The sequence below is a fragment of the Halorubrum orientale genome, assembly GCF_059623105.1.
The window spans coordinates 157,859-183,245 of record NZ_JBSPSR010000003.1 but is presented as its reverse complement, the minus strand read 5'-3'; the positions used below and the strand labels follow the sequence as shown (position 1 = coordinate 183,245).

General features: G+C 65.7%; 25 protein-coding genes and 1 tRNA gene. 11 read left to right on the top strand and 15 right to left on the bottom strand.

What is annotated here, in order from left to right; all coding sequences use genetic code 11:
- Positions 1 to 42 precede the first annotated feature (42 nt).
- The 4 genes from ACWUI7_RS03740 to ACWUI7_RS03725 form a co-directional block, all read right to left on the bottom strand.
- Positions 43 to 621: a DUF7524 family protein gene (locus ACWUI7_RS03740; RefSeq protein ID WP_496640855.1), complete on the bottom strand. Its 579-nt coding sequence runs from the start codon at positions 619 to 621 to the stop codon at positions 43 to 45.
- 128 nt (positions 622 to 749) lie between these two features.
- On the bottom strand, positions 750 to 950 hold the full coding sequence (locus ACWUI7_RS03735; protein WP_496640854.1) for a methytransferase partner Trm112: 201 nt from the start codon (positions 948 to 950) through the stop codon (positions 750 to 752).
- A gap of 40 nt (positions 951 to 990) precedes the next feature.
- Positions 991 to 2,184, bottom strand: coding sequence for a redox-regulated ATPase YchF (locus tag ACWUI7_RS03730; RefSeq protein WP_496640853.1), 1,194 nt, complete (start codon positions 2,182 to 2,184; stop codon positions 991 to 993).
- Positions 2,185 to 2,285: 101 nt separating this feature from the next.
- Positions 2,286 to 3,254, bottom strand: coding sequence for a biotin--[acetyl-CoA-carboxylase] ligase (locus tag ACWUI7_RS03725; protein WP_496640852.1), 969 nt, complete (start codon positions 3,252 to 3,254; stop codon positions 2,286 to 2,288).
- 96 nt (positions 3,255 to 3,350) lie between these two features.
- On the opposite strand from ACWUI7_RS03725, the gene ACWUI7_RS03720 reads away from it, so the two are divergent.
- The 3 genes from ACWUI7_RS03720 (at position 3,351) to ACWUI7_RS03710 (ending at position 5,726) form a co-directional block, all read left to right on the top strand.
- Complete coding sequence (locus tag ACWUI7_RS03720) at positions 3,351 to 4,766, top strand: cobyrinic acid a,c-diamide synthase CobB (protein WP_496640851.1); 1,416 nt, start codon at positions 3,351 to 3,353, stop codon at positions 4,764 to 4,766.
- 5 nt (positions 4,767 to 4,771) lie between these two features.
- A complete protein-coding gene (locus tag ACWUI7_RS03715; protein ID WP_496640850.1) occupies positions 4,772 to 5,131 on the top strand; it encodes a 2Fe-2S iron-sulfur cluster-binding protein in 360 nt (119 codons plus the stop codon).
- 64 nt (positions 5,132 to 5,195) lie between these two features.
- The gene (locus ACWUI7_RS03710; RefSeq protein ID WP_496640849.1) at positions 5,196 to 5,726 is read left to right on the top strand and encodes a DUF8526 domain-containing protein; all 531 of its coding nucleotides are present in this window, start codon (positions 5,196 to 5,198) and stop codon (positions 5,724 to 5,726) included.
- A gap of 26 nt (positions 5,727 to 5,752) precedes the next feature.
- On the opposite strand, the gene ACWUI7_RS03705 is transcribed toward ACWUI7_RS03710, so the two are convergent.
- The 3 genes from ACWUI7_RS03705 to ACWUI7_RS03695 form a co-directional block, all read right to left on the bottom strand.
- Positions 5,753 to 6,247: a phosphate-starvation-inducible PsiE family protein gene (locus tag ACWUI7_RS03705; protein WP_496640848.1), complete on the bottom strand. Its 495-nt coding sequence runs from the start codon at positions 6,245 to 6,247 to the stop codon at positions 5,753 to 5,755.
- A 121-nt stretch (positions 6,248 to 6,368) separates the two neighbouring features.
- A complete protein-coding gene (gatE, locus tag ACWUI7_RS03700; protein ID WP_496640847.1) occupies positions 6,369 to 8,237 on the bottom strand; it encodes a Glu-tRNA(Gln) amidotransferase subunit GatE in 1,869 nt (622 codons plus the stop codon).
- A 232-nt stretch (positions 8,238 to 8,469) separates the two neighbouring features.
- Positions 8,470 to 8,554: transfer RNA gene (locus tag ACWUI7_RS03695), tRNA-Leu, on the bottom strand.
- Positions 8,555 to 8,693: 139 nt separating this feature from the next.
- Between ACWUI7_RS03695 and ACWUI7_RS03690 the strand changes: the two genes are divergently transcribed.
- On the top strand, positions 8,694 to 9,257 hold the full coding sequence (locus tag ACWUI7_RS03690; protein WP_496640846.1) for a DUF420 domain-containing protein: 564 nt from the start codon (positions 8,694 to 8,696) through the stop codon (positions 9,255 to 9,257).
- Positions 9,258 to 9,368: 111 nt separating this feature from the next.
- On the opposite strand, the gene ACWUI7_RS03685 is transcribed toward ACWUI7_RS03690, so the two are convergent.
- Complete coding sequence (locus tag ACWUI7_RS03685; protein WP_496640845.1) at positions 9,369 to 10,430, bottom strand: phosphoribosylaminoimidazolesuccinocarboxamide synthase; 1,062 nt, start codon at positions 10,428 to 10,430, stop codon at positions 9,369 to 9,371.
- Positions 10,431 to 10,591: 161 nt separating this feature from the next.
- Between ACWUI7_RS03685 and ACWUI7_RS03680 the strand changes: the two genes are divergently transcribed.
- Positions 10,592 to 11,140, top strand: coding sequence for a tRNA (cytidine(56)-2'-O)-methyltransferase (locus ACWUI7_RS03680; RefSeq protein ID WP_496640844.1), 549 nt, complete (start codon positions 10,592 to 10,594; stop codon positions 11,138 to 11,140).
- 11 nt (positions 11,141 to 11,151) lie between these two features.
- Here ACWUI7_RS03680 and ACWUI7_RS03675 read toward each other — a convergent pair whose 3' ends face one another.
- The 4 genes from ACWUI7_RS03675 to glpA form a co-directional block, all read right to left on the bottom strand.
- The gene (locus ACWUI7_RS03675) at positions 11,152 to 12,564 is read right to left on the bottom strand and encodes an ASPIC/UnbV domain-containing protein (protein WP_496640843.1); all 1,413 of its coding nucleotides are present in this window, start codon (positions 12,562 to 12,564) and stop codon (positions 11,152 to 11,154) included.
- 115 nt (positions 12,565 to 12,679) lie between these two features.
- Positions 12,680 to 14,089 (bottom strand): anaerobic glycerol-3-phosphate dehydrogenase subunit C, encoded by a 1,410-nt coding sequence (locus ACWUI7_RS03670; RefSeq protein ID WP_496640842.1) that lies wholly within the window; start codon positions 14,087 to 14,089, stop codon positions 12,680 to 12,682.
- Position 14,090: 1 nt separating this feature from the next.
- The gene (gene glpB / locus ACWUI7_RS03665; protein WP_496640841.1) at positions 14,091 to 15,461 is read right to left on the bottom strand and encodes a glycerol-3-phosphate dehydrogenase subunit GlpB; all 1,371 of its coding nucleotides are present in this window, start codon (positions 15,459 to 15,461) and stop codon (positions 14,091 to 14,093) included.
- On the bottom strand, positions 15,448 to 17,196 hold the full coding sequence (gene glpA, locus ACWUI7_RS03660; RefSeq protein ID WP_496640840.1) for an anaerobic glycerol-3-phosphate dehydrogenase subunit GlpA: 1,749 nt from the start codon (positions 17,194 to 17,196) through the stop codon (positions 15,448 to 15,450). The genes glpB and glpA overlap by 14 nt, the downstream gene beginning before the upstream one ends.
- Before the next feature lie 378 nt (positions 17,197 to 17,574).
- Here glpA and glpK point away from each other — a divergent pair, with 378 nt between their 5' ends.
- Together glpK and ACWUI7_RS03650 are read left to right on the top strand one after the other, a co-directional pair.
- On the top strand, positions 17,575 to 19,113 hold the full coding sequence (gene glpK, locus ACWUI7_RS03655) for a glycerol kinase GlpK (protein ID WP_496640839.1): 1,539 nt from the start codon (positions 17,575 to 17,577) through the stop codon (positions 19,111 to 19,113).
- A complete protein-coding gene (locus tag ACWUI7_RS03650) occupies positions 19,114 to 20,178 on the top strand; it encodes a DUF7973 family transport facilitator (RefSeq protein WP_496640838.1) in 1,065 nt (354 codons plus the stop codon). It begins immediately after the preceding gene.
- 22 nt (positions 20,179 to 20,200) lie between these two features.
- On the opposite strand, the gene ACWUI7_RS03645 is transcribed toward ACWUI7_RS03650, so the two are convergent.
- Positions 20,201 to 20,602: a hypothetical protein gene (locus ACWUI7_RS03645; RefSeq protein ID WP_496640837.1), complete on the bottom strand. Its 402-nt coding sequence runs from the start codon at positions 20,600 to 20,602 to the stop codon at positions 20,201 to 20,203.
- A gap of 130 nt (positions 20,603 to 20,732) precedes the next feature.
- Here ACWUI7_RS03645 and ACWUI7_RS03640 point away from each other — a divergent pair, with 130 nt between their 5' ends.
- From ACWUI7_RS03640 to ACWUI7_RS03630, 3 genes are all read left to right on the top strand, one after another.
- Positions 20,733 to 20,933: a hypothetical protein gene (locus ACWUI7_RS03640; RefSeq protein WP_496640836.1), complete on the top strand. Its 201-nt coding sequence runs from the start codon at positions 20,733 to 20,735 to the stop codon at positions 20,931 to 20,933.
- A 64-nt stretch (positions 20,934 to 20,997) separates the two neighbouring features.
- Positions 20,998 to 22,170 carry a Cdc6/Cdc18 family protein gene (locus ACWUI7_RS03635; RefSeq protein WP_496640835.1) on the top strand — a complete coding sequence of 391 codons (1,173 nt, stop codon included), beginning with the start codon at positions 20,998 to 21,000 and terminating at the stop codon, positions 22,168 to 22,170.
- A gap of 73 nt (positions 22,171 to 22,243) precedes the next feature.
- Positions 22,244 to 22,927, top strand: a complete 684-nt coding sequence (locus ACWUI7_RS03630) for an HAD-IIB family hydrolase (RefSeq protein WP_496640834.1) — start codon at positions 22,244 to 22,246, stop codon at positions 22,925 to 22,927.
- A 26-nt stretch (positions 22,928 to 22,953) separates the two neighbouring features.
- Here ACWUI7_RS03630 and ACWUI7_RS03625 read toward each other — a convergent pair whose 3' ends face one another.
- The gene (locus ACWUI7_RS03625; protein WP_496640833.1) at positions 22,954 to 23,232 is read right to left on the bottom strand and encodes a ribonuclease P protein component 4; all 279 of its coding nucleotides are present in this window, start codon (positions 23,230 to 23,232) and stop codon (positions 22,954 to 22,956) included.
- Positions 23,233 to 23,389: 157 nt separating this feature from the next.
- Between ACWUI7_RS03625 and ACWUI7_RS03620 the strand changes: the two genes are divergently transcribed.
- Positions 23,390 to 24,778, top strand: a complete 1,389-nt coding sequence (locus tag ACWUI7_RS03620) for an MmgE/PrpD family protein (RefSeq protein WP_496640832.1) — start codon at positions 23,390 to 23,392, stop codon at positions 24,776 to 24,778.
- Positions 24,779 to 24,940: 162 nt separating this feature from the next.
- Here the strand turns inward: ACWUI7_RS03620 and ACWUI7_RS03615 are convergent, their stop codons facing one another.
- Positions 24,941 to 25,384 (bottom strand): universal stress protein, encoded by a 444-nt coding sequence (locus tag ACWUI7_RS03615; protein ID WP_496640830.1) that lies wholly within the window; start codon positions 25,382 to 25,384, stop codon positions 24,941 to 24,943.
- Between the last annotated feature and the right edge of the window lie 3 nt (positions 25,385 to 25,387).

Genomic DNA, 25,387 nt, shown 5'->3' with positions numbered 1-25,387 from the left:
GCGGTCGTGCGTTGTCGGTGACCGTCTCATGTGGGATGTATGTCACCACAGAAGCGAGAGCGCCGCCGCGAGCACGACCACGATGGCACCGCCGACAGCGAGCAGTAACACCACGCTTTCGATAGCGAGCGCAGCGGCAACGCCGAGGGCGACGGCGACGACCGAGAGGATGAGCGCCGGCACGCCACCGCCCTTGACAGCCGTCGAAACGGCGCTTGCGAGCCGTTGGTCCCACGACGGCGGTGGTTGCTGTGTAGGCGGTTTCGTGAACTCTTCGTCGATGAGGACCCCCTCACCGGCGGTCGGCGGCGGGTCGACGCGGACCTCGATAGACGCCCGATTCGAGCCGTAGCCTGTGACGACCTCAAGCGTCCCCTGAACCGGCTCCTCGGGTGAGGCCGTCGTGACCCGAGCGTGTACCACCGATTCTGCTTCGACGTAGTGGTTCACCGCATCGAGTGAGGCCACCCGGTCGAGCGCATCGTCGAGGTGGAGGTGAACGTGCGTGGGCTGCCCGTGGTTCGCGAGCGTGACGGTGAACGTGTCGTCGGTCTCGAACCGGTCCGGTGCCTGGATCGCGTGCACCTCCCGTCCGTTCAGTTCCACGTCCAGAGTCGACACAGATGGTGTATTACCCTGGGGTGAGAAAAAGATGCAGCATCTTTGTTTCAACCCGTCGTCATGTGTTGTGTCGGCCTCCCAGACCTGTTAGCGGTCGAATCACCGTCACCACACCCTCTGGCGCGCGTTTACGCCGCCGCCTCTTCCTCGTCGCGCATGTCCGGCGGGAGGAGGTTCGGAATGCCGTCTTCGATCGGGTACTGCTCGCCGCACTCGGTACACGTCAGCGTTCCGGCCAGAATTTCGTCGTCTTCGCGGTCTTCGACGGACAGCTCCAGATCGGCTTTATCAAGCGGACAGCAGACGACGTCCATCAGGGACTCTTTCATACCGGCCTTATTGACGCGGCCGCCTGAAAAAGGGCCCGGGTTACTGGTTCGTCGACACCAGTTCGACCACGTCGCGATGAGCCAGTTCGTGAGCGGTCCCGATCTGTCGACTCGTGCGGCAGTCGATCCCGTGGAGGAGGCCCTCGCCGATCTCCGAGTGGATGTGGTGTGCGAAGTCGGCGGTCGTCGCACCCGCTGGGAGCAGGAAGCAGTCGCGGAAGACGCCCTTCTCATCGCCCGCACCGCTCGCTGTTCCGGGAAAGACCGCAATTCGGTCGAGAACGTCGAAGACAGCCGCCTCCAACGCGGCTTGGACACCCGTGCTGTCGTAGGCGTCGACGTGCTCGCGGACGCGCTCTAACCCGGCCGACTGCTCGGTCGAGACGTCGTTGACGATATCGAAGTCGTCGTCGCCGGGGGTATAGGTAACGACGCCCGCGTCGGCCGCGTTCTTCAGCGCCTTCTCGGCGTGTGCGCTCACCGGGACAAACGAGAGGTGCTCGTAGGCGGGGTCATCGGTGATCGTCTCCCAGTTCGCCCGGGCCGTCTCGGTGTCCATCTTGTTGGCGGCGACGACCATCGGCTTGGTTCGGGTTCGGATCGTGTGTGCGAGCCCCGACCGGTCAGCCGCGGTCCACGCGTCGGGGTCGAGTCCGATTTCCTCCGCGAGGATTACTTGCTTTAGTTCGTCCGAACCGATCCCAAACGCGGAGAGTTGCTCGCCGAGTGACTCCTCTATTGCCGGGTCGGCGCCGTGATACCGGGTGTCGAACCGCTCGATTCCCTTTTTTAAGACTGTCAGGTACCAGGCGTCGAGCTCGTCTTCGAGAAAGTCGATGTCTATCCGCGGGTCGTGGCCGGTCGTCCGCTCGCCTTCGCTGTCCGTCTCTCCGGAGAAGTCGACGACGTGGATCAACACGTCCGTCTCGTTGAGGTCAGAGAGGAACTGGTTGCCGAGCCCGCGCCCCTCGTGAGCGCCGGGGACCAACCCGGCGACGTCGACGAGCTCGACCGGGACGAACCGCGTACCCTCTCTGCAGACGCCAACACTCGGCGTGCACGTCTCGTCGAACTCCGGTGCCGCACAGGGGACACGGACGTACGCCTCGCCGACGCTTGGGTCGATCGTGGTGAACGGATACGCGCCTTCGGGAACGTCGTTCATCGTCGCGGCGTTAAAGAACGTCGACTTTCCCACCGAGGGCTTGCCGACGAGACCGATCCGGTGACTCATACGCTCCGTCTGCACTTGGAGAGCAAAAGCGATGCGAGACGCAGCGGCACGTGAGACAGCACACCACGGATCAATACACCCCGGGGTCGCTATCGATCGGGTCAACCGTCGTGATTTGCCGCTCGGAGGTGCGTACAGTCACCAGCATGCACGCGGACGGCCCCCGTATCGGTCTCGACCACGAGCACCCCGGGCGGCTCGACATCGACCGCCTCCCCGACGACCGTTTCCGTCGACGTCTCCACGCGAACCCGCTGCCCAAGCGTGATCGCGTGGTCGCGCCACGCTGAGAGTACCGTCTCAAGATCGGCTGTCAGCTCGGCGTACCGTGTGAGCACATGCCTGAGGAATGTGCGACGGTCGACCGGACCGCCGCAGACCGCCCGAAGCGACGTCGCTCCGGCCGGGAGTCCAGACGGGTCCACGTTTGCGTTGACGCCGATACCGACGACAAGCCAAGCGACCCGATCGGCTTCGCCCTCCATTTCAGTGAGGATCCCGGCGAGCTTCTTTCCACCGCGACCCGCATCGCTCGGCGTCCCTACTCCGCCCTTGATGAGTACGTCGTTCGGCCACTTGATCCCGGCGTCGACACCGACAGCCCGACAGGCGTCGGTGACCGCGACCGCGGCAGCGAGGGTGAGCTGTGGCGCCCGCGCCGGCGCCACAGACGGTGTTGTGAGCACCGAGAGCCAGACTCCGCCGCTCGGTGCAACCCACGAGCGGTCGAGCCGCCCGCGACCGCCGGTCTGCTCGTCGGCGACGACGACGACGTCGGACGCGCCCGATTCGGCGAGCGCCCGTGCACGGATATTAGTTGAAGACAACGTGTCGTGATACTCGACCGTATAGGGAGCCTCGAGGTCGAACTCGATCCCCGCCGCCCCGTAGGTGGGGTCGGTCGGCGCAACGTAGCCCTCGTCGGTTGACTCGACGACAAATCCCTCCTCGCGGAGCCCCTCGACCGCCTTCCAGACGGCCGCCCGGGAGATGCCGAGCTCGGCCGCGAGCGCCGGACCGGAGACGGGGCCGTTGGCCAACGCGTCGAGCACCGCACGGCGGGTGTCCATGGGCGTGGGGAGCCGACCGAGCCGCAAAGCCGTTCCGGCTCTACCCTCGGCCGTCCCCGACGAACGGCTTTTCTCGTCCCCATCGCAATCGGTGGCATGAACGGACTCGTCCTCGGCGGCACCGCCTCCGGCGTTGGCAAGACGATCGCGACGCTGGCCGTCTCGCGGGCGCTCGCGGACGCGGGCTACGACCCCATCCCAGCGAAGGCCGGCCCAGATTACATTGACCCGAGCCACCACGCGGCCACACTCGGACGGCCCTCCAGAACGCTCGATACGTGGATGCAGGGTGTCGACGGGGTGCGACGGAACCTCTCGCGGGCGGCCGAAGACGCCGGAGACGACGCGGTCGCCGTCGTCGAGGGGATGATGGGGCTCTACGACGGTTCCGTGACGTCGACGGCCGCGACTGCGGCGGCACTCGACGTTCCGGTCGTCCTCGTCGTCGACGCGGGTGCGGGTATGCAAAGCGTCGGGGCGACCGCACTCGGCTTCCGTGAGTACGCCGCACACGTCGACCTGCCTCCGGCAGTTATCCACGCGGTCGATGACCCTCGCGTCGACGTCACCGGCGTGCTCGCCCAGCGGGCACACGCGGGCCGACACGCCGAGGGTATACGTGAGGCACTCCCCGCAGGTATCGACTGGGTTGGACACGTCCCGCCCGCAGACGAGCTGACGGTCCCTAACCGGCACCTCGGCCTCCACATGGGCGACGAGCATCCGATCGACGAGTCGGCCATCGAAAACGCAGCCGAGCCGATCGACGGCGAGGCCCTCGCACGCCTCTCGCGACCCGTCGCCACTCCGATCGAGGCGGCACGGAGTCAACAGCAGCAGTCAGCAGGCTCCTCGACGGGCGACATGCCAACGATTGCGGTTGCCACCGACGATGCGTTTCGATTCGTCTACCCGGCAACGTGGGAGCGACTCCGCGCGCTGGCGACGGTCGAACCGTTCGCCCCCGTCGCGGGCGACGACCTGCCAGCATGCGATGGAGTCTATCTCCCCGGCGGGTACCCTGAGACGCACGCCGCGACACTCGCCTCGTCGCCGGCGCTGGAGACACTCGCCGAGCGCGCTGCCGACGGCCTCCCGATCCTCGGCGAGTGCGGAGGACTGATGACACTTGCTGAGTCGCTGACCACCGTCGACGGCGAGACCCACGCGATGGCGGGGGTACTCCCCGGTGACGTCATAATGTGCGACCGGTACCAAGCGCTCGACCACGTCGAACTCCGCGCAGTCGATGACGGCGTCACCGCGCGAGCGGGCGACCGTCACCGAGGTCACGAGTTCCACTACTCTACACACGCATTCGGCGGCGAGGCGACCGTGTCGACGGCGATCGACGCCCGGTTCGCGTTCGAACTCGAACGCGGCGACGGGATCGACGGCGACCACGACGGGCTCGTCACACACCAGACGGTCGGAACATACGCGCACCGACATCCGGCGTGTGGGGCGTTCGACCGGCTCGTCGAGACCGCGCGGGAGTACGCGCGGGGGTGACAGTCGTGGCCGAACGCACTCCCGACGACGACTCACACCCCGTCAAGGAGACCGTCACTGTCGTCGTGGTCGACCGAGACGGCGAGCGCCACGAGCTGACCGTCGAGTCGGGGACGCGACTCCGCGACGCCCTCATCGACGCCGACTGCTCGCCGTACACGGCCGCGACTAGGCGGCTGAACTGCGGCGGTCATGGGCTCTGTGCGACCTGTGGCGTCCGGATACGCGCCGGACCGTCACCGACCCACTGGCACGACCGCCTCGCAGCCCGGTTCGGGTACCCGCGGCTTTCGTGTCAGGTCGTCGTCGACCGACCGATGACCGTCGAACTCGTCGATAAGCTGGTGTGGGGTGGACGCGAGTGAATCAAACCGGTCTCACGTGTCGACCGACACAAGACACAAGTTCTCCCGCCTGAGAGTGCCACTCATGCAACCCTCCAAGGAACGGGAGTCCGAGGAGACGGACCCGCTCGAAGATCTCGACGGGCTCCTCGACGACGACCTCGCGGGGGAGGCCGGCGACGAGGTAGGACAGTGTGGGTCCGGCGCGACGACGACACCGCGGGTCGGCGTGGACGGGCGCTGGCTATCGCTCAAGCTGCTCGGCGTGACAATCGTCGCCGTCGGCGTCGGCGTCGTCGCCGGTGGGCTCGTTCCGCTCGTCGGTGGGACCCTCGGTGCGGCCGCCGGGATTCTCCTCGGAACGTTTCTCGTCGGCCTCGCCACCGGAGGCCGGCGCTACGTCGAGACCGGACTCACCGGCGCACTCGCCGGCGCCGGGACGGCGGTGAGCAACGTGCTCGGCATCGGCTTTCTCCCCATCGGACTCGATTATCTGAGCCAGTGGGGCCTCCCGCTGCTCGTGGTCGGCGGCGCCCTCGGGCTCGTACTCGGGCTCGTCGGACACTACTTCGGAAGGGACCTCCGGGCCGGCGTCACTGGCGACTTCTCCGAGTGAGCTTGGCTGCCGCCGCTATACTCGGGTCATACGTCGATTGGTGGGCCTATGGTGCGTTCGACGTACAACAACGCGACGAGCCCGAAGAGGACGACCGTGTACGACACCGCGGCAAACAACGCGGCCTCCGCGGTCTCGTATTCGCCCGTTCGGTAGATGATGACTTTCCGCACCATCGCGATTACCCCCGTGTAGATCACAAGTCTGACGATCCGGCGGGTTTCGCTCTGTTCGATGTACGCGACGACTGTCTCGTACACCTCGACGATGATCAACAACAATAGGCCAGTCTCGATGAAACCGATGACGACGAGTGGTTCTGTGATCTCGCCGGTCGGAATGGTCTCGGCGATCTTTAACGCCAGGTCGACGACGCCGATCCCGAACAACAATGCGAACAACGCGGCGGCAGCTAGCTCGACGGCACTCACGAACCGACCGGTCACTCCGAAGATGCGGTTGTGGTGGCCGCGCGTGGCTGGCTGACCGGTCGACTCCTCGGCCGAGGTGGACTCGTCCATTCGTGGTGCTCGTACTCCGTACTGCAGCCGGTGGCACCTAAAAGCCGCGGCCTGACAGGCGTCTGGGCGCCAGTATGTGAGACGGGCGGGTCGAGCGAACGAGACGGACAGGCCAAGCGGGTTAGATCCGCGACTGGATCTCTTCGCGAAGCGCCTCGGAGACGACCTCACCGTCGGCCTTTCCACGAAGCTCACCCATGGCCTCGCCCATCAGCCCAGAGAACGCTCCCATCCCCTCCGTCGTCACTTGGTCGACGTTGCGCTCGACGACCTCGGCGACAGCCGTCTGGACGGCCTCTTCGTCCACACCGGAGAGTCCCGCGGCCTCGACCGCCTCAGCTGCCGAGAGCGACGGCTCCTCGGCGAGCGTCGTGAGCACCGCCGGGACGCCCTCTTTCGCGAGCGTCCCGTCCTCGACGAGATCGAACACTGCCAGGAAGTGGTCGTCGGTGAGCCGCTCGACGGGAGCGCCGTCCCGGCGAATCTCGGTCGTCGTCGACTCGAGTGTCGAGGCCGCGAACGTCGAGTCGACCCCACGTTCGACGGCCGTCTCGAACAGCGGGAAACGGCGACCGAACGCGACCTGCGCTGCGAGACCAGGGTCGAGTCCGAACTGCTCTGCGTAGCGGTCACGTTTCTCGTCGAGCAGCTCGGGCCGCTCGACGGCAGACGGATCGGGATCGACCGGCGGGACGTCCGTCTCGGGGTACATCCGGGCCGCTCCTGGAAGCGGGCGCAGGTACCGCGTGGTGCCGTCGTCGTTCGCCCCGCGTGTCTCCTCCGGGACGCCCTCGATTGCCGCCGCGGCGCGGTCGGCAACCGCCTCGATCGCGAGCCGTGCGGTCTCGTCGTCGTCGGCGACCATGGCAACCGCGTCGGCTTCGCCAGCACCGACCGCCGCACGGAGCGCGGCCACCTCGGCGTCGGTGACACCGTACGCCGGCAGCTCGTCGGTGTGGAACACGCCGCCGGCGCCGTGGCGTTTCGCGTGGTCCGACAGCTCCGTGCCGAGGCGCCGATCCGACTGTATCTCGCGGCCGACGAGCCCGTCGAAACCACGAAGCGGCACCGCGAACACTGACCCTCCCGCGTCGATCGCCCGGCGTACCACACCGGAGTCGGTGTCGGCAAAGACGTCGGTCACCGCTTGGGGGTCACCGACGGTGGCGTCTCGCCCGCGGAGGGCGTCACGTATCTCGAGTAACTCCGCCTGTCGGCCGACCTCGCCGCGAACAATGTCCTCGATCCCTCGGAGGTCTTGCACGCCTTTGACCTCGACTCTGGCTCCCTCTGCGATCGAGACGTTGACGTCCTGGCGAATCGTCCCCAGCCCGCGTTTTACCGACCCCGTCGACCGGAGCAGCATTCCGATGCGTTCTGCGGCTGCGCGCGCCCCCGCTGGGCTGCGAATGTCGGGTCCAGTACCGATTTCCACCAGCGGGACGCCGAGTCTATCCAGCGAGTAGACGACTCCCTCGTCCGTCGCTTCGACCCGCTTCGCAGACTCCTCTTCTAACATGAGGTCGACGATAGAGACCTCGCCGTACTCGGTCTCTATCGACCCGTGCTGTCCGAGGAGGATCGACCGCTGGAACCCCGAGGTGTTCGAGCCGTCGATCACGAGCTTGCGCATCACGTGTGCTTGGTCGACAACCTGTACGTCGAGTAGGTCGGCTATCTGTAACGCCACCGATAGCGCCTCCTCGTCTACCCGCCGCGGCGGTTCGTCGTCCTCCTCGACGAGACAGGTAGTGTCGTACGCTAGGTAGGTGAACTCCCGGTCGACGCGGCTCTCTTCGAGTGCAGCCTGGTCGAGTTCGCCGAGCTCGCTCGTCGTCGGGTGCAGTCGACGGGTGATCGTCCGGTCGGCCGCAGCCGGGTCGCGCTCGACGGTCGGGGAGTCACAGAACAGCTTCGTCGCCGTGTCAAGCTGCTGGTGGATCTCCAGCCCGGCGACGAGGCCCAACTCCTCGTAGTCGTACTCGCTCATTGTCGCTCTCTCCGGTGCCGCGTAACTAAAAGGGTGGCAGTTCGCGCCTGAGCAGCCGGTGCGTGAACGACGGCTCGAAGACTTACACGAAATCGAGGAGAAAGCCCACGACTTCAGTCATGGGAGAAGTCACACGGGCGTTTCGACTCCTCGGGCGGGTTCAACAGAAGTTGTGCGTGGGTGCTGTCGTGTAGACAACACCGTGCATCTGTGGCGGGTGTGCCGCCGTCGATGCGTGGGACCGGATTTGAACCGGCGGACCTCTACAGGACAGCGCCCTCAACGCTGCGCCGTTGGCCTGGCTTGGCTACCCACGCTCGGTGCGTTTTTCGCATACGGTCGTATCCAGTCCCCGATTAAAAGCCCTTCCATTCGGCCGTCGGCTCGGCGACTGGATGCAGTCATGGGGCCACCCGAACCGGTAGGCGTTTTGGTCACCGGACCGTCACGCGTCATATGCGAGAGTGGGCCAAAGCGAACGTTTCGATACTGACTGCGGTTGCGTCCGTCGTCTCCCTCGCGCTCGTGTTCGGGGCCGTCGGCGGTATCATTCCGAGCCGTGTCCTGCCGCGCGCAAGCGACGCAGTGCTCGCGGCGATCCCACACCTCAACGCGGCCATCTCGGCGACGGCCATCGGTACGATCCTCCTCGGCTGGCGGGCGATCGCCCGCGGAAACGTCCGCCGCCACCGCGCGTTCATGCTGACGTCGTTCGGCCTGTTCGTGGCGTTCCTCGCCGGGTACCTCTACCGGCTCGTGCTCGTCGGTACTGCGACGTTCCCTGGCCCAGAGACCGTCTACACGTACGTCTACCTCCCGTTCCTCGCGATTCACATCCTGTTCGCCATCATCTGTGTTCCCTTCGTCTTTCACGCGCTGTTTCTCGCCGCCACCAGACCGTACGAGGAGCTGTATACGACTCGACACGCGCAGGTCGGGCTCGTCGGTGCGAGTCTCTGGCTCGTCTCGTTCGCGATGGGAATTGGCGTCTACCTCATGCTGTACCAGCTCTACAGATGAGCAAGGCGAGTGCCTCGGGGTCGTACGGAAATCGGAGATTTCCGTGATGACGAGACGCTTCGCGTCTCGAACCACATGACCCCGAGGCGGTTCACTGACCGCGAGGATTGCTCAGTTGACGACCCGCTCGACCGTCTGTAGCGCCTCGTCGATCGGCGGGGCGTCGAACCACGTCCGCTCGGTATAGGCGTTCGCACCCGCCGCGTACATCGTCGAGACGGCATCGAGCACCGCATCTGGAAGTGAGTCCGGCGTCTCCGCACACAGCGCCCGCCAGTCGTCGATGTCGCGGTCGGTGACGGTGGCCTTCGCCCGTGACACTGCCTCGACCCACGTCGGGTCACTGCGTTTGTACCACTGCCGGACGACCTCCTTCGAGACGCCGTGGCCGTTTCGCGCGAATCGGTTCTCGTCGAAGGTGCCGACGACATCGGCGACGCGGAGTTCGCCCTCGTAGTACAGGCACTCTATTTTCCCGTCGTGATGGGTGAAGCCGGTTGCCTCGGCGCGGTCGGTGACGACCCGATTGACCCGCCGGGCGAGCGCCTCGAGCGACGCCACGTCCGCACGGCCGGCGATGGCGTCCGCCTCTGCCCGCGAGAGGTAGCGATCCTGTTCTTCGTACTTCGTCGAGAACTCGACGACCGGCTCCTGAAGCGTGACCGGCTCGTCCGGCCACGCTGTGGCCTCTAGTCCCACGTCAGCGGGCGTCGTTCGTCGCCGAAGACTCGATCCGATAGGGACGGTGTTGCGGAACACCACTTCGAGTGGAATCAAGTAGTTCTCCTCGCCCGCGGCGTGGTACGCCTCGTAGTCGTATCCCGCCTCGGGACCCCGGTACGGAAGGTCTGGCACCTGTGTCAATTCGATCGCCATCTCGGTCGGTGGCGCACTCGCCTCCGCAAGCGGGACGACGGCCGATTCGGGACCGGTACCGGCGTCGGCGGCCGCCGGATCGACGACGCCGCGGTAGTGTGTTGGAACGTCTGCCGCCGCTAGCTCTTCGAAGTTGAACGCGCCCATCACACAGAGACTCGCCCCCTTCTGTGAGATCGTGTCCGGCATCTGGCCCCAGTCGAAAACGGAGTAGGCGTCGGTGAAGACGAACCGCCCGCGACCGAGATTCGACGCGGTCGCCGGCTCGGCGACGCGAAACTCCTTGACGCTCGTCATACCGATTCCCGCGCCCGCCACCCAAATGAAGCTTTCACTTCTGTGGACACAGCCGGCCGTCGCCACCGTATTCGATCCGCAGACGTGGATCAACACCGGGGCGGTCACCGACAACAGCCGCACACCGAAAGGCCCTCGCCGCTGCCGCTCACAGGAGCAGTATGAACGATTCGACGACGGTGACCGTCCTCCGGTACGGCCACCGGCCCGGCCGCGATGACCGGGTGACGACACACGTGGGACTGACCGCGCGCGCACTCGGCGCTGACCGCGTGGTGTTTCCGGACAACGCGAGCGGGTCAGCGGAGACCGTTCGGAGCGTGACGGACCGCTTTGGCGGCCCCTTCACCGTCGAGTGCCGCAGCGACCAGCGGGCGTTCGTGCGTGAGTGGGACGGTGCCATCGCACACCTCACGATGTACGGCGAGCCGGTCCAGGACGTCGTTGGAGCGGTGCGCGACCAGGTCGGTGGCGGCGACCCACTCCTCGTGGTCGTCGGCGGCGAGAAGGTCCCGTGGGCACTGTACGAGCAGGCGACGGTCAATGTGGCCGTGACAAACCAGCCGCACTCGGAGATCGCAGGGCTTGCCGTGTTCTTAGACCAGCTCTTCGAGGGACGAGAGCTTGACCGTGAGTGGGTCGACGCCGACCGGCGTGTCGTTCCCGAGGCTACCGGCAAGACGGTTGTTGACGCCGACGACACCCCGTAGCCATAGCACGCTCACTGCAGTGTCGTCTCGGCTGCGGGGTGTGGCACCTCGATTGTGGCGTTCGGTGATGGGTCTTCGAGCGTCAGCTCTCGTCCATCGGGCCAGCGGACCGACACTCGCCGTGGCGTATTGTCACCCAGCCCGAAGTGTGCTACCGGCTCCGTCTGACAGAGCGAGCCACCGCCAGCGTCGATCACTCGCCGTGAAATCGTCCCATCATCTGTGGTGAGTGCGACCGTCGCGCCGCGAGCCGGAGCCCCGTGAGTCGTCGTCGGTCGGACTCGGAGCCAGCCGTTGTCAGCCGCCCCCGGAACCGCGTACACACTGATCGGCTGGGCGGCCACCTCTCCATGGACGACGAGCAGCTCTACCACGCCGTCGTCATCGAGGTCGGCCGCAACCGCGCCTGTACCGAACCCCCCCGCTTCGGCCGCTGCACCGGCTGACGTGGCGGCCCATTGGGGTTCATCACTCCTGTCGTCGACGGGGTCGACCCGCTCGAAAAGTCGATTCGTCACCCCGAAGGCGTTACAGAACAACTCTTGATGCCCGTCGTTATCGAAGTCTGCCGCGACCACCGAGCGGACGCGCTTGGTCGCTCGAAACGCGGGTGGTGCGCCGTCCCGGTACAGCCCGCTGTCGGTCCGCCTAAGGAGTCGGCTCTCTCCCTCCCAGTTTCCCACGGTGAGCGCGAAGCGTCCTCCCTCGTCGACCAGTGAGACGCCTCGAGCGTCGCCGTCGGGGTCTGCGAGTGCCGATCCGCCAGCGACCGGCTCGAAGTGACCGCCCTCGTTCCGGAACAGCCGGTTCGGCCCGCCCTCCACTCCGACGAAGAGATCCGTACGTGGGGACCAGAGTGGCCCTGGCAACAGCGACCGACAGCCGTCGTCGACCGAGAGGCCGACCGCGGCAGCCATGTCAGACGCCTCACCGTCGTCGCCGAGTTCGTAGAACGCCAGTGGTGCGCCAAAGCTCGCGACGGCTACGCCGTACCGCCCGGTCCCAAGGCGGTCGAGTGCGGCGACCGAGCGACCCGCCCGGAAGTTGAGTCGGTCGGCGTTCACCGGGCGGGCGAAGGTGTCGGTCCACCGGTAGCCACCCGCCTCTAGTCGGCTCAAGAGGAGGTCTGAGTCGCCCGCGACGCCGACGCTGTTCGCGCAGTTGTGAACGTAGATCTCCTCACACCCGTCCGCGTCGAGGTCCGCCGCACAGACGCCCATCGCGTGTCTCCCATCGTCGGCGACGATTCCACAGGCCGTGTCGATGAAGGGGGCATCCGCATCACCGGTCCGGGCGTAAAGGCGATTTGCCTCGCCGTAGCCGGCGACGAATACGAGCGGACCGTCTCGTCCCGGCGTCACCGCCACCCCATACCCGCGCACCGGGTCGGCGTCGGCAAGGAGATCGGACCGATCCGCAAACATAGCCGACCATCACCGCCCGGAGAATAAGAACGCACGGGTTGGGTCGGCGTGTGTGCCGACACGACACGGATTCGACGGTCCGAGAAACGCCGACGGGGAGGCCGGTGTGACCGGCTCAGGCGTCGAGCGCCTCTTCGAGGAGCTGGAGCGGGTGACGGATCTCGTATCCTGTACCGTGCTCCATCTGCATCGCACAGGTAGGGCACTCCGTCATCCCGACGTCGCCTTCGGCGTCTTCCATGTGGTCGAACATGTCGTCGCCGATCTGCATCGACTTCTCGTACTTCTCTGATTTCCAGCCGTAGGTGCCTGAGATACCCGAACAAGAGTCGCCGACGTCCTCCATCGTGACGCCGTCGACGTCACGGAACGTCTCGACGGCTTGGCGTTCAAGGCCTTGGTTCCGGGCGTGACACGGCGCGTGGTACGCGAACGACTGGTTGGCGTCGAGACTGGCGTCTTCGAGCGCGCCGTGGAGGTCCTCGTGGATGCGGAGGTACTCCAGCGCCTCGAAGGTGTGTTCGGCCAGGTCGTCGATGCCGTGGATGTCGAACAGCTCGGGGTACTCCTGGCGCAGTGAGAGCGAACACGACGTACAGGAGGCGATGACGTCGGCGCCGTCGTCGATCGCCTCGACGAGATGCTCAACGTTGGTCTCGGCGTGTCGGCGCGCATCACCGAGCATCCCGTTTGCGAACATCGGGGTGCCAGAACACCCCTGTTTCGGCACGAGCACCTCGTAGCCGAAGTGCTCATACACGCGCACCATCGCCTTCCCGACCTCCGGCGTATTGTAGTTCGAGTAACAACCGTGGAAGTACGCCACGCGTTTCTCGGGGTTCGTCACCTTCGCGCCGCCGCGGTCGCGCCACCACTCGCGGAAGGTCGTCGTGGCAAACTCGGGAAAATCGCGCTCGCTTGGGATCCCCAACAGCTTGTCCATTGCCACCCGAATGGGGCCGAAGTTCATCGCGACTGTGGCGAGCCGCGGGGTTAGGCTGGCCAGCCGCGCGGACGTGCGGTAGTTCGCGAGGATCCGGTTGCGGATGTACTCGACCGAGAGTTTCTCCATTTGTTCTTCGACGAACTGTCCACGTGCCTCGTTGTGCATCTGTGACAGCGGCACCGAGGAAGGACACGCCTCATCACAGCGCATACAGTTCGAACAGGACGTGATCGATTCGTCGATGTCGTGGTCTTCTTTCCGCTTGAGCCGCCACTGCTCCGGCCCCTGGAACTTCGGTCCTGGGAACTCATCGTCGACTTCGGCGACCGGACACGACGTGTCACAGGAGGTGCACTTGTAACACGAGTCGGCCCCCTCTCGGAGGTCGAGGTCACCGCCGGGGAAGACGTCGACCGGATCGTAGGCGTCCGGGTCAAGCTCCGCTGCGGGTGCACCGCCACTCGCGCTCTCGACACCGCCGTCCGTCGCCGCCGACCGCTCGTCGTCACTCGACGCCGCCGTACGCTCGACATCGCGCTTTACCGCGTCGTCCGTCTCGTCGGTAGTGTGTCCTGTCATATCAGACCTCCATCGCTGCCTCTCGTCCGGCCACGAGGCCGGTGGCGAGCGAGACGCCGCTCGCCGACTTCTCTCTGGCGACATCCGCGCCACCGAGCACCGCGCCGGCTACCCGGACGTTGTCATGTGATACCCCGCCGTCTTCGTCGAGGGGTCGTAACCGCTCGTCTGCGGCGACCCCGAACCGGGCGTACGGCTGCTCGCCGTACGCGTCGTCGACGAACCACTCGTACCGCTCCGACGGCTGCGGGACGTGAAGGTCCAACACAGGCTCCGTGACGCCTTCTCGGTCTGAATCCAGTCCCTTGCCGACGAGGCCGCCCGTGGCGAGCACGATCGACTCGGCGCCGTAGGGAACCTCCGTTCCCTTTCGGTCGATGAGAAGATGATCTATCGAGCCGTCCTCATCGGTCTCGCACCCGACGACAGGCATCCCAGTCTCGAACGAGACGCCCGCGTCGGCGAGCGCGTCGTACAAGAGGTCCTCGAGCCGGAGCCCCGGCAGACTCGGCGGCCCCATCGGAATCTCGAACACCGCCGCGCCGAGGCGGTCTGCGAGCTCTGCGCGAACCGCCGTAGACTCGTCATCACCGAGGAATGCGGGGAACCCGACGCGGTCGACCCGGCCAACATCACCCTGATCGATTGCGTCGGTAAGGTGGGGTTTGACCGCCGCCGCAAGCGCTTCGCGCGCCGGTGTCCCCTCAATCTGCTCGTCCCGGTCGAGCGCTTTCGCGATCCGGGTGATCTTCGTGTCTGCCCGAAAGGCCTCTGCGAACTCGACTTCCGCGCCAGCAACCTCGAACGGGACACCGCCAGCGTCCAGCCGCCCGGCGAGCGCCCGCGCGTCGTACTCGGTGAGCGATCGGAAGCCGACGATGAGCGTCGAGCGGTCGTCGCTCGCGAGCCCAGCCTTCGCCGACGTCGGGTAGCGAGCGGTTGGCTTTAGACTGCCACCGAACGTGGGAACGAGCGCATTCTGATCGGTGTGGCCACCGTGGTACGCGGCGCCGGTCAGCTCGTCGAACAACGCCAGTCCCTCGCGGAGCGCGTCGCCGCCGACGAGTCGATACGGGTGGTCTGCGGGGAGTCTCGCGATCGCGTCGTACGGGTCAGCGAGCGGTCCGTCCGGGTCCGGCCACTCGTCACGGTCGAGGTTTCGTCCAGCCGTCGGTGGTCCCTCTCGCAGCGGCTTCGAGGGCTCGGTCGGTGGGACGTACCCGAGCGCGTCTATCAGCCCCGACGCCTGCGCGAGCGTACTCGCCTTGTGTGAGACGAGCCTGACGTGGGCACCCTCGCGGGCGGCCGAGATGGCTGCTGTAATGCCGGCGAGGCCGCCGCCAACGACGAGCACGTCGCTATCTATCGCCATCGCGCCCTCCGTCCGTCGCCGTGACGCCGGTCGGTGAGCCGCCGACGTCTGAGCCGCCGGCTGGAGTCTCACCCGCGTCAAACGCGCCGAAATCGACGTCGGCGTCGATGCTCGCGAGGTCGCCGTCGCGGTTCATCGTCGTGGCGTGTAACATTCGGTTCAACATCGCCTGCGAGAGCTGTCGACCCCACAGCGCGTGTCGCTGGCCCTTCCAGCGCTCCTGGAACAGCTCGTCTTCAGCATCACGAACGACGGGCTCCGGGTACTCTTGTGCCAGTTCGGACGCAATGCGGTGAGTACAGAAGCCGCCCTGACAGTTGCCCATCGAGGCGCGGGTCCGCAGCCGGACCGCGTTCAGGTCAGAACCGGCCTGCTCGATACCATCACGGACCTCCGCACGCGTGACGCCCTCACACTCACACACCACGGGGTTCGGGTCCACACTGGAGAGCACCTCGTCGGCTCGCGACCCGAGCCGCTGGGCCGATCGGCGACCGATGGGTGAGCGGATGCCAAACTCCTCCATGTAGTCGCGAAGAATCGAGAAATCTTCGGAGCCGGGCAGTGGTGCCTCTGCGGTGTCACACTCGGCCTCGTGGTTGAGCTTCTCACAGACGTGATCAGTGATCGACTCCGCCATCATCCGGTAGGTGGTGAGCTTCCCCCCGACGATGCTCGTCATGCCCGGGAGGTCGTCGCGGACGTCGTGATCGAGGAGGAAATAGTCGCGGGTGATGTCGGTCGGGTCGTCGGTTCCGGTTCCCGGCGGCTCGTACAGCGGCCGCACGCCCCAGAACGATCGGAGCGTGCGGGCGTCTTTCAGAGCAGGGATCAGCTCAGAGAGCGTCTCTATCATCAGGTCGACTTCCCATTCCTCTTCGGGGTAGTCTTCCGGGTCGCCAACCTCCTTGTCGGTGGTACCGAGAATACACGCCGTCTCGTGGGGGACGACGATGTCGGCGTCGCCCTTCGGCCGACACCGGTTGACCACGGTGTCGACCTGTCTGGTGTTCATCACCGTCATCACGCCCTTCGACGGGCGCACTTCGACGTCGACGCCGGCCATCTCGCCGATCTGTCCGGCCCACGCGCCGGTCGCGTTCACCACGTACTTCGCGTAGATCGCTTCGGTTTCGCCCGGTTCGTGGTGGACGCGCTTGCCGGGGCCACTGTCGTGTTCGATCTCGATACCGACCACCTCGCCGTCCTCGATGAGGATGTCGGTCACTTCGGCGTGCGTTTCGACGCGCGCACCGTGCTCGCGGGCGTCCGCGGCGTTGGCAACACAGAGTCGAAACGGATCGACCGCGCCGTCGGGAACGGCGATCGCTTTCTCGACGTCGCGTGCGAGGTACGGCTCGCGCCGGCGGGCCTCCTCGCCGTCGATTACCTCGGCAGGAATATCACACTCGCGACACCCTTCGAGTTTCTCTTGGAAGTACTCCTCTGCGTCCTCCGGTCGTTTTACGAAGAGGCCGCCGGTTTCTTCGACACAGTGGCCTGCGATGTCTCGCAGGATGCGATTTTCTTCCATGCACTCGCGCGCGGACTTCTTATCCGAGACTGCATACCGGCCGCCGCTGTGAAGCAACCCGTGCATCCGGCCGGTCGTCCCGTGCGTTAGATTCCCTTTCTCGACGAGCACTGCGTCGAGTCCTCGTCGGGCGAGGTCGCGTATCACGCCACACCCGGTTGACCCCCCACCGATGACGACGACATCCACTTGATTGTCCATGTCATATACTCAAGGCCCGGGATACTTTACTTTACCTCCCGGTCGACGTCGGTCGTAACTATCAGGGACGATCAACTATACTTGGTCGGCTCATCACCGATTTATTTATATACTACTACCCTTGCGTCGCGCTTTTAGCCGAATTCTAACAGCAAGATTATTATGGTAGTACATTATGTTCACGAACGGCGTGGTAGCTTCCGTGAAAATATCCCGAGACGACGACACCCCCCCGAATTCGGGGATGGATAGCCGAGGACGCCCCTCGGCACCGGCCCGTTGGGGTGGGGTGACAGACACGATGTGGTCCTGCGATAGCCAGACCACAGCGCGGGTCGTCGACTCGAACGGACTAGCGCCGCAAGAGGGATCCAAAACATGACACAGTATGTCGGTGCGATAGACCAGGGGACGACCGGAACCCGATTCATGGTGTTCGACCATGCGGGTCAGGTCGTCGCAAATGCGTACAAAAAACACGAACAAATCTACCCCAACCCGGGCTGGGTCGAGCACGACCCGATCGAGATCTGGGAGAATACGGAGCAGGTCGTTCTCGACGGACTCGAGGACGCAGGGGTTGAGGCGAGCCAGCTCGAGGCACTCGGGATCACGAATCAGCGGGAGACGACCATCGTCTGGGACCGCGAGACGGGCCGACCGGTCCACAACGCGCTCGTCTGGCAGGACCGCCGGACGACCGACCGTGTCGAAGAGATTCAAGAGGCGGGCAAAGTTGAGGAGATCCGCGAGAAAACCGGTCTCGAGTGTGACGCGTACTTCTCTGCGACGAAGACCGAGTGGATCCTCGACAACGCAGAGCCGCTCAAGATGTCCGCCTCGCGCGGCCGCGACCTCCGAGAGCGAGCCCGCGACGGCGAACTGCTCATGGGCACCATCGACGCGTGGCTCATCTACAACCTCACGGGCAACCACATCACGGACGTGACGAACGCGTCGCGGACGATGCTGTACAACATCCGGGAGATGGAGTGGGACGACGAGCTCCTCGAGGAGTTCGACGTGCCGCGGGAGATGGTCCCTGAGGTCCGTCCCTCCTCCGACGACGACTACTACGGTCACACCGACGCGGACGGGTTCCTCGGCGAGGAGATCCCCGTTGCCGGCGCGCTCGGCGACCAGCAGGCTGCGTTGTTCGGCCAGACGTGCTTCGACAAGGGTGACGCAAAGAACACCTACGGCACCGGCGCATTCTATCTGATGAACACTGGCGAGGAGGCCGTCACGTCCGAGAACGGTCTTCTCACGACCATTGGCTTCCAGATGTCCGGCGAGCCCGTCCAGTACGCGCTCGAGGGGTCGATCTTCATCGCCGGCGCGGCGATCGAGTTCCTCGAAGACATCGACCTGATCAACAACGCCGCACAGACCGCAGAGCTGGCACGGTCAGTCGACTCGACCGACGGTGTCTACATGGTGCCGGCGTTCACAGGGCTCGGGGCGCCCCACTGGGACGGCCGCGCCCGCGGGACGATCGTCGGGATGACCCGTGGAACCGAGAAAGAACACCTCGTTCGCGCGACGCTCGAATCGATCGCGTACCAGACTCGCGACCTCGCCGAGGCAATGGAGGCGGACTCCGGCGTCGAGATGACATCGCTACGCGTCGACGGCGGCGCAGTCAAGAACAACTTCCTCTGTCAGCTGCAGTCCGACATCATCCAGACAGACATCGCACGCCCAGAGGTCGACGAGACCACCGCGCTCGGCTCCGCGTATGCCGCGGGGCTGGCAGTCGGCTACTGGGACACCGTAGACGAACTCCGTGACAACTGGCAGATCGACCGCGAGTTCAGCCCGGAGAAGTCACAAGACGATGTCGATCCGTTGTACGACCGCTGGGGTGACGCCGTTGAGCGCTCGCTCAACTGGGCACAGGACGAGGAGGACGAGTAAATGAGCGCTGAAGTGTCGGCGATGCTTGCGTCGGGCGGTGTCGTTGCGCAGTCGGGACTGGTCGGTGCGCTGCTTGACCCCGCGCTCTGGCTCGGGGCCGCCGCCGGCGGTGCGTTTGGCGCCGCAATCGGTGCACTCCCCGCCTTCATTTTCACCGGGTTCCTCGTCATCGCTGGCGTGTTCGGCGGTGATGCGGCAAACGGCGCCGGTGTCGGTGTCGCGTTCGGGCCGGTGTTCGGTCCGCACATCTCCTTTGCCGGCGGTGCAGCCGCCTCTGCGTACGCCGCGAAAGCCGGCGCGATGGAGTCCGGATTCGACTACCACAACGCGAAGGACATCGGGTTTGCACTCGGTAGCCGCCCTGACATTCTGGGCGTTGGCGCCATCTTTGGTGTCTTCGGCGTGCTCTTACAGACCACGCTCGTCCAGCTCGGAATGCCGTTCGACCAGATTGCGTTCACTGTTGTGGCGAGCGCAATCCTCCACCGGATCGTGTTCGGCTACTCGATCATCGGCACTGTAAGCAGCAAAGCGAACGGCTTCTTCGACATGGGGCCGTTTGAGCGCGGCGAGATGCGCGACGCCGGCGAGGTGCCCGGTGACGGCGGCAAAGACAGCGAGGACCGCCTGGCTGTCGAGCCGTGGCTGCCGAACATGTACAACTGGTCACACGTTGCGGCTATCGGCGCCGTCGTCGGTGTGGCTGCGGGGTACATCACCATCCAGACCGGTAACGTGTTCTTTGGGTTCGGTATCAGTGCCGCGACGCTGATCTTCTTGAACCTCGGCGTTGAGCGGATCCCGGTTACCCACCACATGACGCTTCCCGGCGCAACGGCGTTCGTCGGCGCAAGCGCGATGTACGGACCGGTCGCCGGTCTCCTGGCCGCAGCCCTCTTCGGGCTGTTCGGCGCGGTAGTCGGCGAAGCGTTCCAGCGCGTCTTCTACGCGCACGGTGACACCCACGTTGACCCCCCAGCTGCGGCCATCGCAATCTCGACGTTCCTCATTGCGGTGCTCGTCGCGGCCGGTGTCTTTGGGTCAGTCTGGGTGGCTCCGATCTAAATTCGACACCGCTCGAACTCTTTTATTCGTCCGGTAGCACCGAGAGAAACAGTACATACCCAACACCACCAGCAATGACCCCGACGCCAACAGCGGTGACGAGCGCGTGAGTAGCGACGAACGCGCCAACCGCGACGAGAGACGAGACGAACAGGCCGAGTCCTGCGGCACCGTGATGGTACTCGCCTACCGCCGGGTGGTCAGCGAGCGGCGTCCGCTCAGCCTCGGGGATCCGCAGGTTCGCGTGGTACGGAATGTACAGCCGAACCGCGATCCCCATCGCGGCGGCGATAACCGAGGCGAACTGTGTGTCTGTCACGATGCCGCGCATCGCCACGAACACGACGACTGCGGCGACCAGTGCCGCGACCTTGCTCCACCGGTCGGCTTGCTTCACCGAGTCGTGGAAGGTGGGCTCTGTCATATCGCGGGGAACGAAACCCCGGCGAATAAGTGTGTGGTTGCGACGCGGCCGCCATCCCGGGAATACGCCGGATCGAACTGGTGCCGGCCGAGGGGGGTGGATTTAACCGGGCCAGCCTCAATGAGCGCGCATGAACGTGTTCGGACTCACCCGCGCGGACGGGCGAAACCTGCTCGTCGTAGCCGGCATCGTCGGCGCCGTTACCGCGGTGACGACGGTCGGCGCGCCTGCCGTCCAGATCGCCTCGGGGGTACTCGCCGGGCTCATAAGCGGCGTCGTCTTCACCGTGTCGACGGTGCTCATCAACCGCTACAAACCAGACCACTGGTAGCGACGTCCCCCCTCCCGCGTTCGTGCCGACCCGCCCTTCACCCACGACCGGAGGTGACCGCTCCGTGAACATCGACGACCGTATCGAGCGGCGACTTGGCTACGACGCCGGGGCGGGGGTGTTGATCACTCTCGATGCCGTCTCACCGGTGTCACACCTCGACTCGCCGATCGGGCGTGGGCCGGCTCTCGAGCGGCTCCTCGACGTGTTCAACCCGGCCCTCACGGGGCACCTCCCGCCGAGCACCTACGTGTTCGGTCCGAAAGGCAGCGGCAAATCGGCGGTCGTGAGCGCGCTCTTTGCTCGGCTCGCGACGTACAGCGGGCCCCCACAGGCGATACAGACGACGACGCGGGCAGCCGATCCGACGCTTCCGGGATTCGTCTACGTCGATGCGCGACAGGCGGCTACGCGGTTCCGGCTCTATCACGATACGCTCGCCGCGCTCACCGAGGAGTCCGTCCCGGACCATGGCGTTGGGACCGACGATCTCGCCGTGTCGCTTCACGAGGCCGTCGACAGCGGCTCGGCGGTCGTCGTCGCCGTCGACCACACCAACGAGCCAGAGACGCCCGCGCCAGCCACGGTCGTCGAGTGGCTTACGGACGTCTCCGGTCGGATCGTCCCGGTCTGTCTCGGCAGGGACCAACCGGACACACTCGAGTGGGAACCCGACGCGTCGGTCGCGTTCACTCGCTATCGACGACACGTGCTCGTCGAGTTGTTGACGAGTCGTTGTTCGACCGGGCTCGGGCGCGATGCGATCAGCCACGACCAGATTCGTGAAGTCGCAGAGTGGGCGTCTGGTGATGCACACGATGCGCTCGCGGCGATCGCCGGCGCGGCCATCACCGCGACCCGAAGTGGAGCGTCGACGGTTCGGCCGACGCACCTCGATGCGGGGATCCAGGCCGTCCCAAAGCCGTGTGCCGCGCTCGGTCGGGTGCTCGCCTTGTCGTCGAGCCGGCAACGGTTGCTCTACGAACTCGTCTCACTCCCGGACGCGGACCGGTCGTCGGTGAGTGCGGCCACCGAGGCTATCGCTTCGACCGACCACGTCGACCTCTCGGTGTCGACAGTCCGACGGATGCTCTACGAGCTCGCGGACGCCGAGCTGCTCGAGCGAGTGACGGTCGAACGAAGCGACGGCAAAGGTCGTCCCCCGAGCCGGCTCGTGCCGCGCTTCCCGACGTTGGTGTTTCGGGAGCTGTTCTCGCGGCCGACGCACGGACTGTGAGTCTCACTACCGTTTCGGTCACAGTCATCACCTGAGCGCAAGGTAGTTCGGGCTGGTACGCGAACCGAGGCGCATGGTTCCGCCGCTCGCGTTAGACATCGACGGCACGCTGACGACGCCTGACGGACGTATCGATCCCCGCGTCTTCGAACGCCTCCCGACCTGGGGTGCACCGGTCGTCTTTGCGACCGGTAAGGCGTTCCCGTATCCAGTTGCACTCGCGACATTCCTTGGACTCCCCATCTGCGTAATCGCGGAGAACGGTGGTGTTGTGCACGCAGACGACGAGACGTCGATCCGAGCGAACCCTGCGGCTCCCGAGGCCGCAGCCGAGGCCTTCCTCGAGCGCGGCGGGACCCTCGGCTGGGGCACGGACGAGACGGTGAATCGCTGGCGAGAGACGGAGGTTGCGGCGGCACCCAACGCCGACGAGTCGTTGTTGCGGTCGGTGACGGAAACGACCGATTCAGTCGAGGTGGTCGACACCGGCTACGCCTTCCACCTCAAGTCGCCGACCGTGAGTAAAGGCGATGGGCTTCGTCTCGTCTGTGAGACACTCGATCTCGACCCGGACGCGTTCGTCGCGATCGGTGACAGCGAAAACGACGTATCGACGTTCGGCGTCGCCGGACGCTCGTACGCCGTCGCGAACGCGGACCAGGCGGCGACCGCGGCCGCAGACGTCGTCCTCGAGGAGTCGTTCGCGGACGGAACGATGGCCGTGCTCGATACACTGCACAAAGCGGCGGATAGCTGAGCGGTCGGCGCCGTCGGTCGCGAGGGTCAGTCGTACGGATACCGACCGGTCGCGCCACACTCACAACACCTGACGACGACGCGCGCAGGTCCGAGTCGAACCCGGCTCGTCTTTCCGGCTCGGAGGTATACCGCACAGTCGTCACACGTCTTACGCTCGAACTCGCGGGGAACGCCACAGCGGTTCCGCTCGGCGATACGCCGCGCGAGCCGGACGTACTCGCGCGCCCGATCGCACTCGTCGTCGACGACGGCCTCACGCGCGAGCCCGAACAATCGGTCGATTCGTTCGGACGGGATCCCCATATCGGCTCTCACTGTGTCGACCCCAAAGGCGCTGTCGCTCCGGTGTCAGATTTGTGTGCTATTCTGAGACGCACTCACGGGACAATAGCGGGGGCCACGTCGACAAGTCACCTTCCGAGACGCTAACGTTAATGTATAAACACCACTGATCTGCGCTATGGTAACCGAGCGCCTCGTCGACCACTGTCTGCAAGCAGACGGCGGCCGTACCGCGCTCCCCCCACACCTTCTCGACTGGTTCAGCGTCACCATCGGCGGCGCAGCACACGCTGACTCGTCACCAGCGGTCCGTGACGGTATCGACGCGCTCTGTGGCCCGGCACCAAACCCGGCGACCGACTCTGCTGCGACGCTCCTTCCAAGTGGACGGCAGCTGACACCAGCTGATGCCGCGTTCGCGAACGGGACGTTCGCTCACAGCCTCGATTTCGACGACACCCACCTCGCCTCGTCGCTCCATCCGGCGGCACCGACGATCGCCGCCGCGCTCGCCGCCGCTGAAGCCGCCGACACGGATATCGAACGGTTCTATGCCGCGATCGCCGCGGGCTACGACGTGGCGTGTACGGTCGGCGAACTCGTCGGACCGGACGCCCACTACGCGCGAGGGTTTCACATCACCGCTACCTGTGGCACGTTTGGCGCTGTCGCGGCGGCTGGCGTCGCCAGCGGCCTCACCAAGACCGAGCTCCGAGACGCGTTCGGTATCGCAGGTAGCCAGGCGGCGGGGTCGATCCAGTTTCTCGAGAACGGGGCGTGGAACAAGCGCCTCCACCCTGGACTCGCCGCTCGACGGGGGATCGAGGCGACGACTCTTGCCGCGGCCGGTGTTGTGGGTGCTGAAGCGCCGATCGACGGCGAGTACGGCTTTCTTGCGGGGTACACACCCGACCCGGATCACGGGGCGATCGACCGGCTAGAGACGCGCGACACGGTCGCCGAGACGGGACTGAAGCCGTATCCCTGCTGCCGGTACCTCCACGCAGCGATCGACGGCCTCCGCGAACTCGCTCCGGCGGTCGAGACGAGCACAGTATCGGGGGTCCAAATCGCCATTCCAAGCCCCGGTGTTCGGCTGACCGGCGACCCGATCGAGGCGAAACGGCGCCCGCAGAGCTTCGTCGACTGTCAGTTCTCTGCACCCTTCGTCGCTGCGCTGACACTCGAGACGGGCACCGCAGATGCGGCGACGTTTCTGCGCGCCGTCGGGCAGGCGGGCGATCCTCCACGGTGGGAAACGACAACCACGCGCGGGTTGATGGACGCGACGAACGTAACGACAGACGAGACGATCGAACGTCGATTCCCCGAAGCGTGGGGTGCCCGCGTCTCTGTGCAGGCGAACGGTGAGACGCACTCGGCAACGGTTCGCGTTCCCTCGGGTGAGCCCGAGGACCCGCTGACGGACGACGAGGTCCGGAGGAAGACGACCGGACTGCTCCGTGACACTGGTGTCGACCCTGACCAACTCTCAGAAACCATCCTCGAGAGCGAGCCGCAGTCGGTGGCGACGATCGTCGACGCGGCCACAAGCCGCGGTCAGTGACAGCGACAGCGACCCGCCGCGGTCGCGAGCAGGGCCACGGTGTGCCCGTCGAGTAGGGCACACACGCCTCCAGTGAGGCGTTCGACTGCCGCACTGTCCAGATGACTGTAGCTACTCGTGAACCGAATTGCAAGCGCTACCGTACCACCGCGACGTGGTCACTCACTCGGGCCGGTCGACGATGACCGGTCGATCGGCTGAAAGAAGAACCGCCTGGCTGACGCTTCCAAAGAGGGCTTTCCCAACTGGGGTCCGCTCTCGAACGCCAATGGATATCGCGTTGGCGTCGTGGGCGTCGGCAGCCGAGACGATCGCGTCTGCCGGCTCCCCGACGTACAGCTCGCGGTCGTGGGCGATACCCAGCGCGTTGAGCCGCGATTCGACAGCTGTGACCGACTCTGGGATTCCGCGGAGGTCCTCAATCGACTGATTGACCGCTTCGATGACGCTCGAGCCAGCCTCGTCTGCGGGAGCGTCGACCGCCTCGTACACGTGTACGACGGTCGCAAATACCTCGTCGGCTGAGGCGGGAAGGTCCTCGAGTACGTCCACCTGTGAGCGCGCGCGGTCGACGTCAGTGTCTACGGCTACCAGCACGTGATACATACA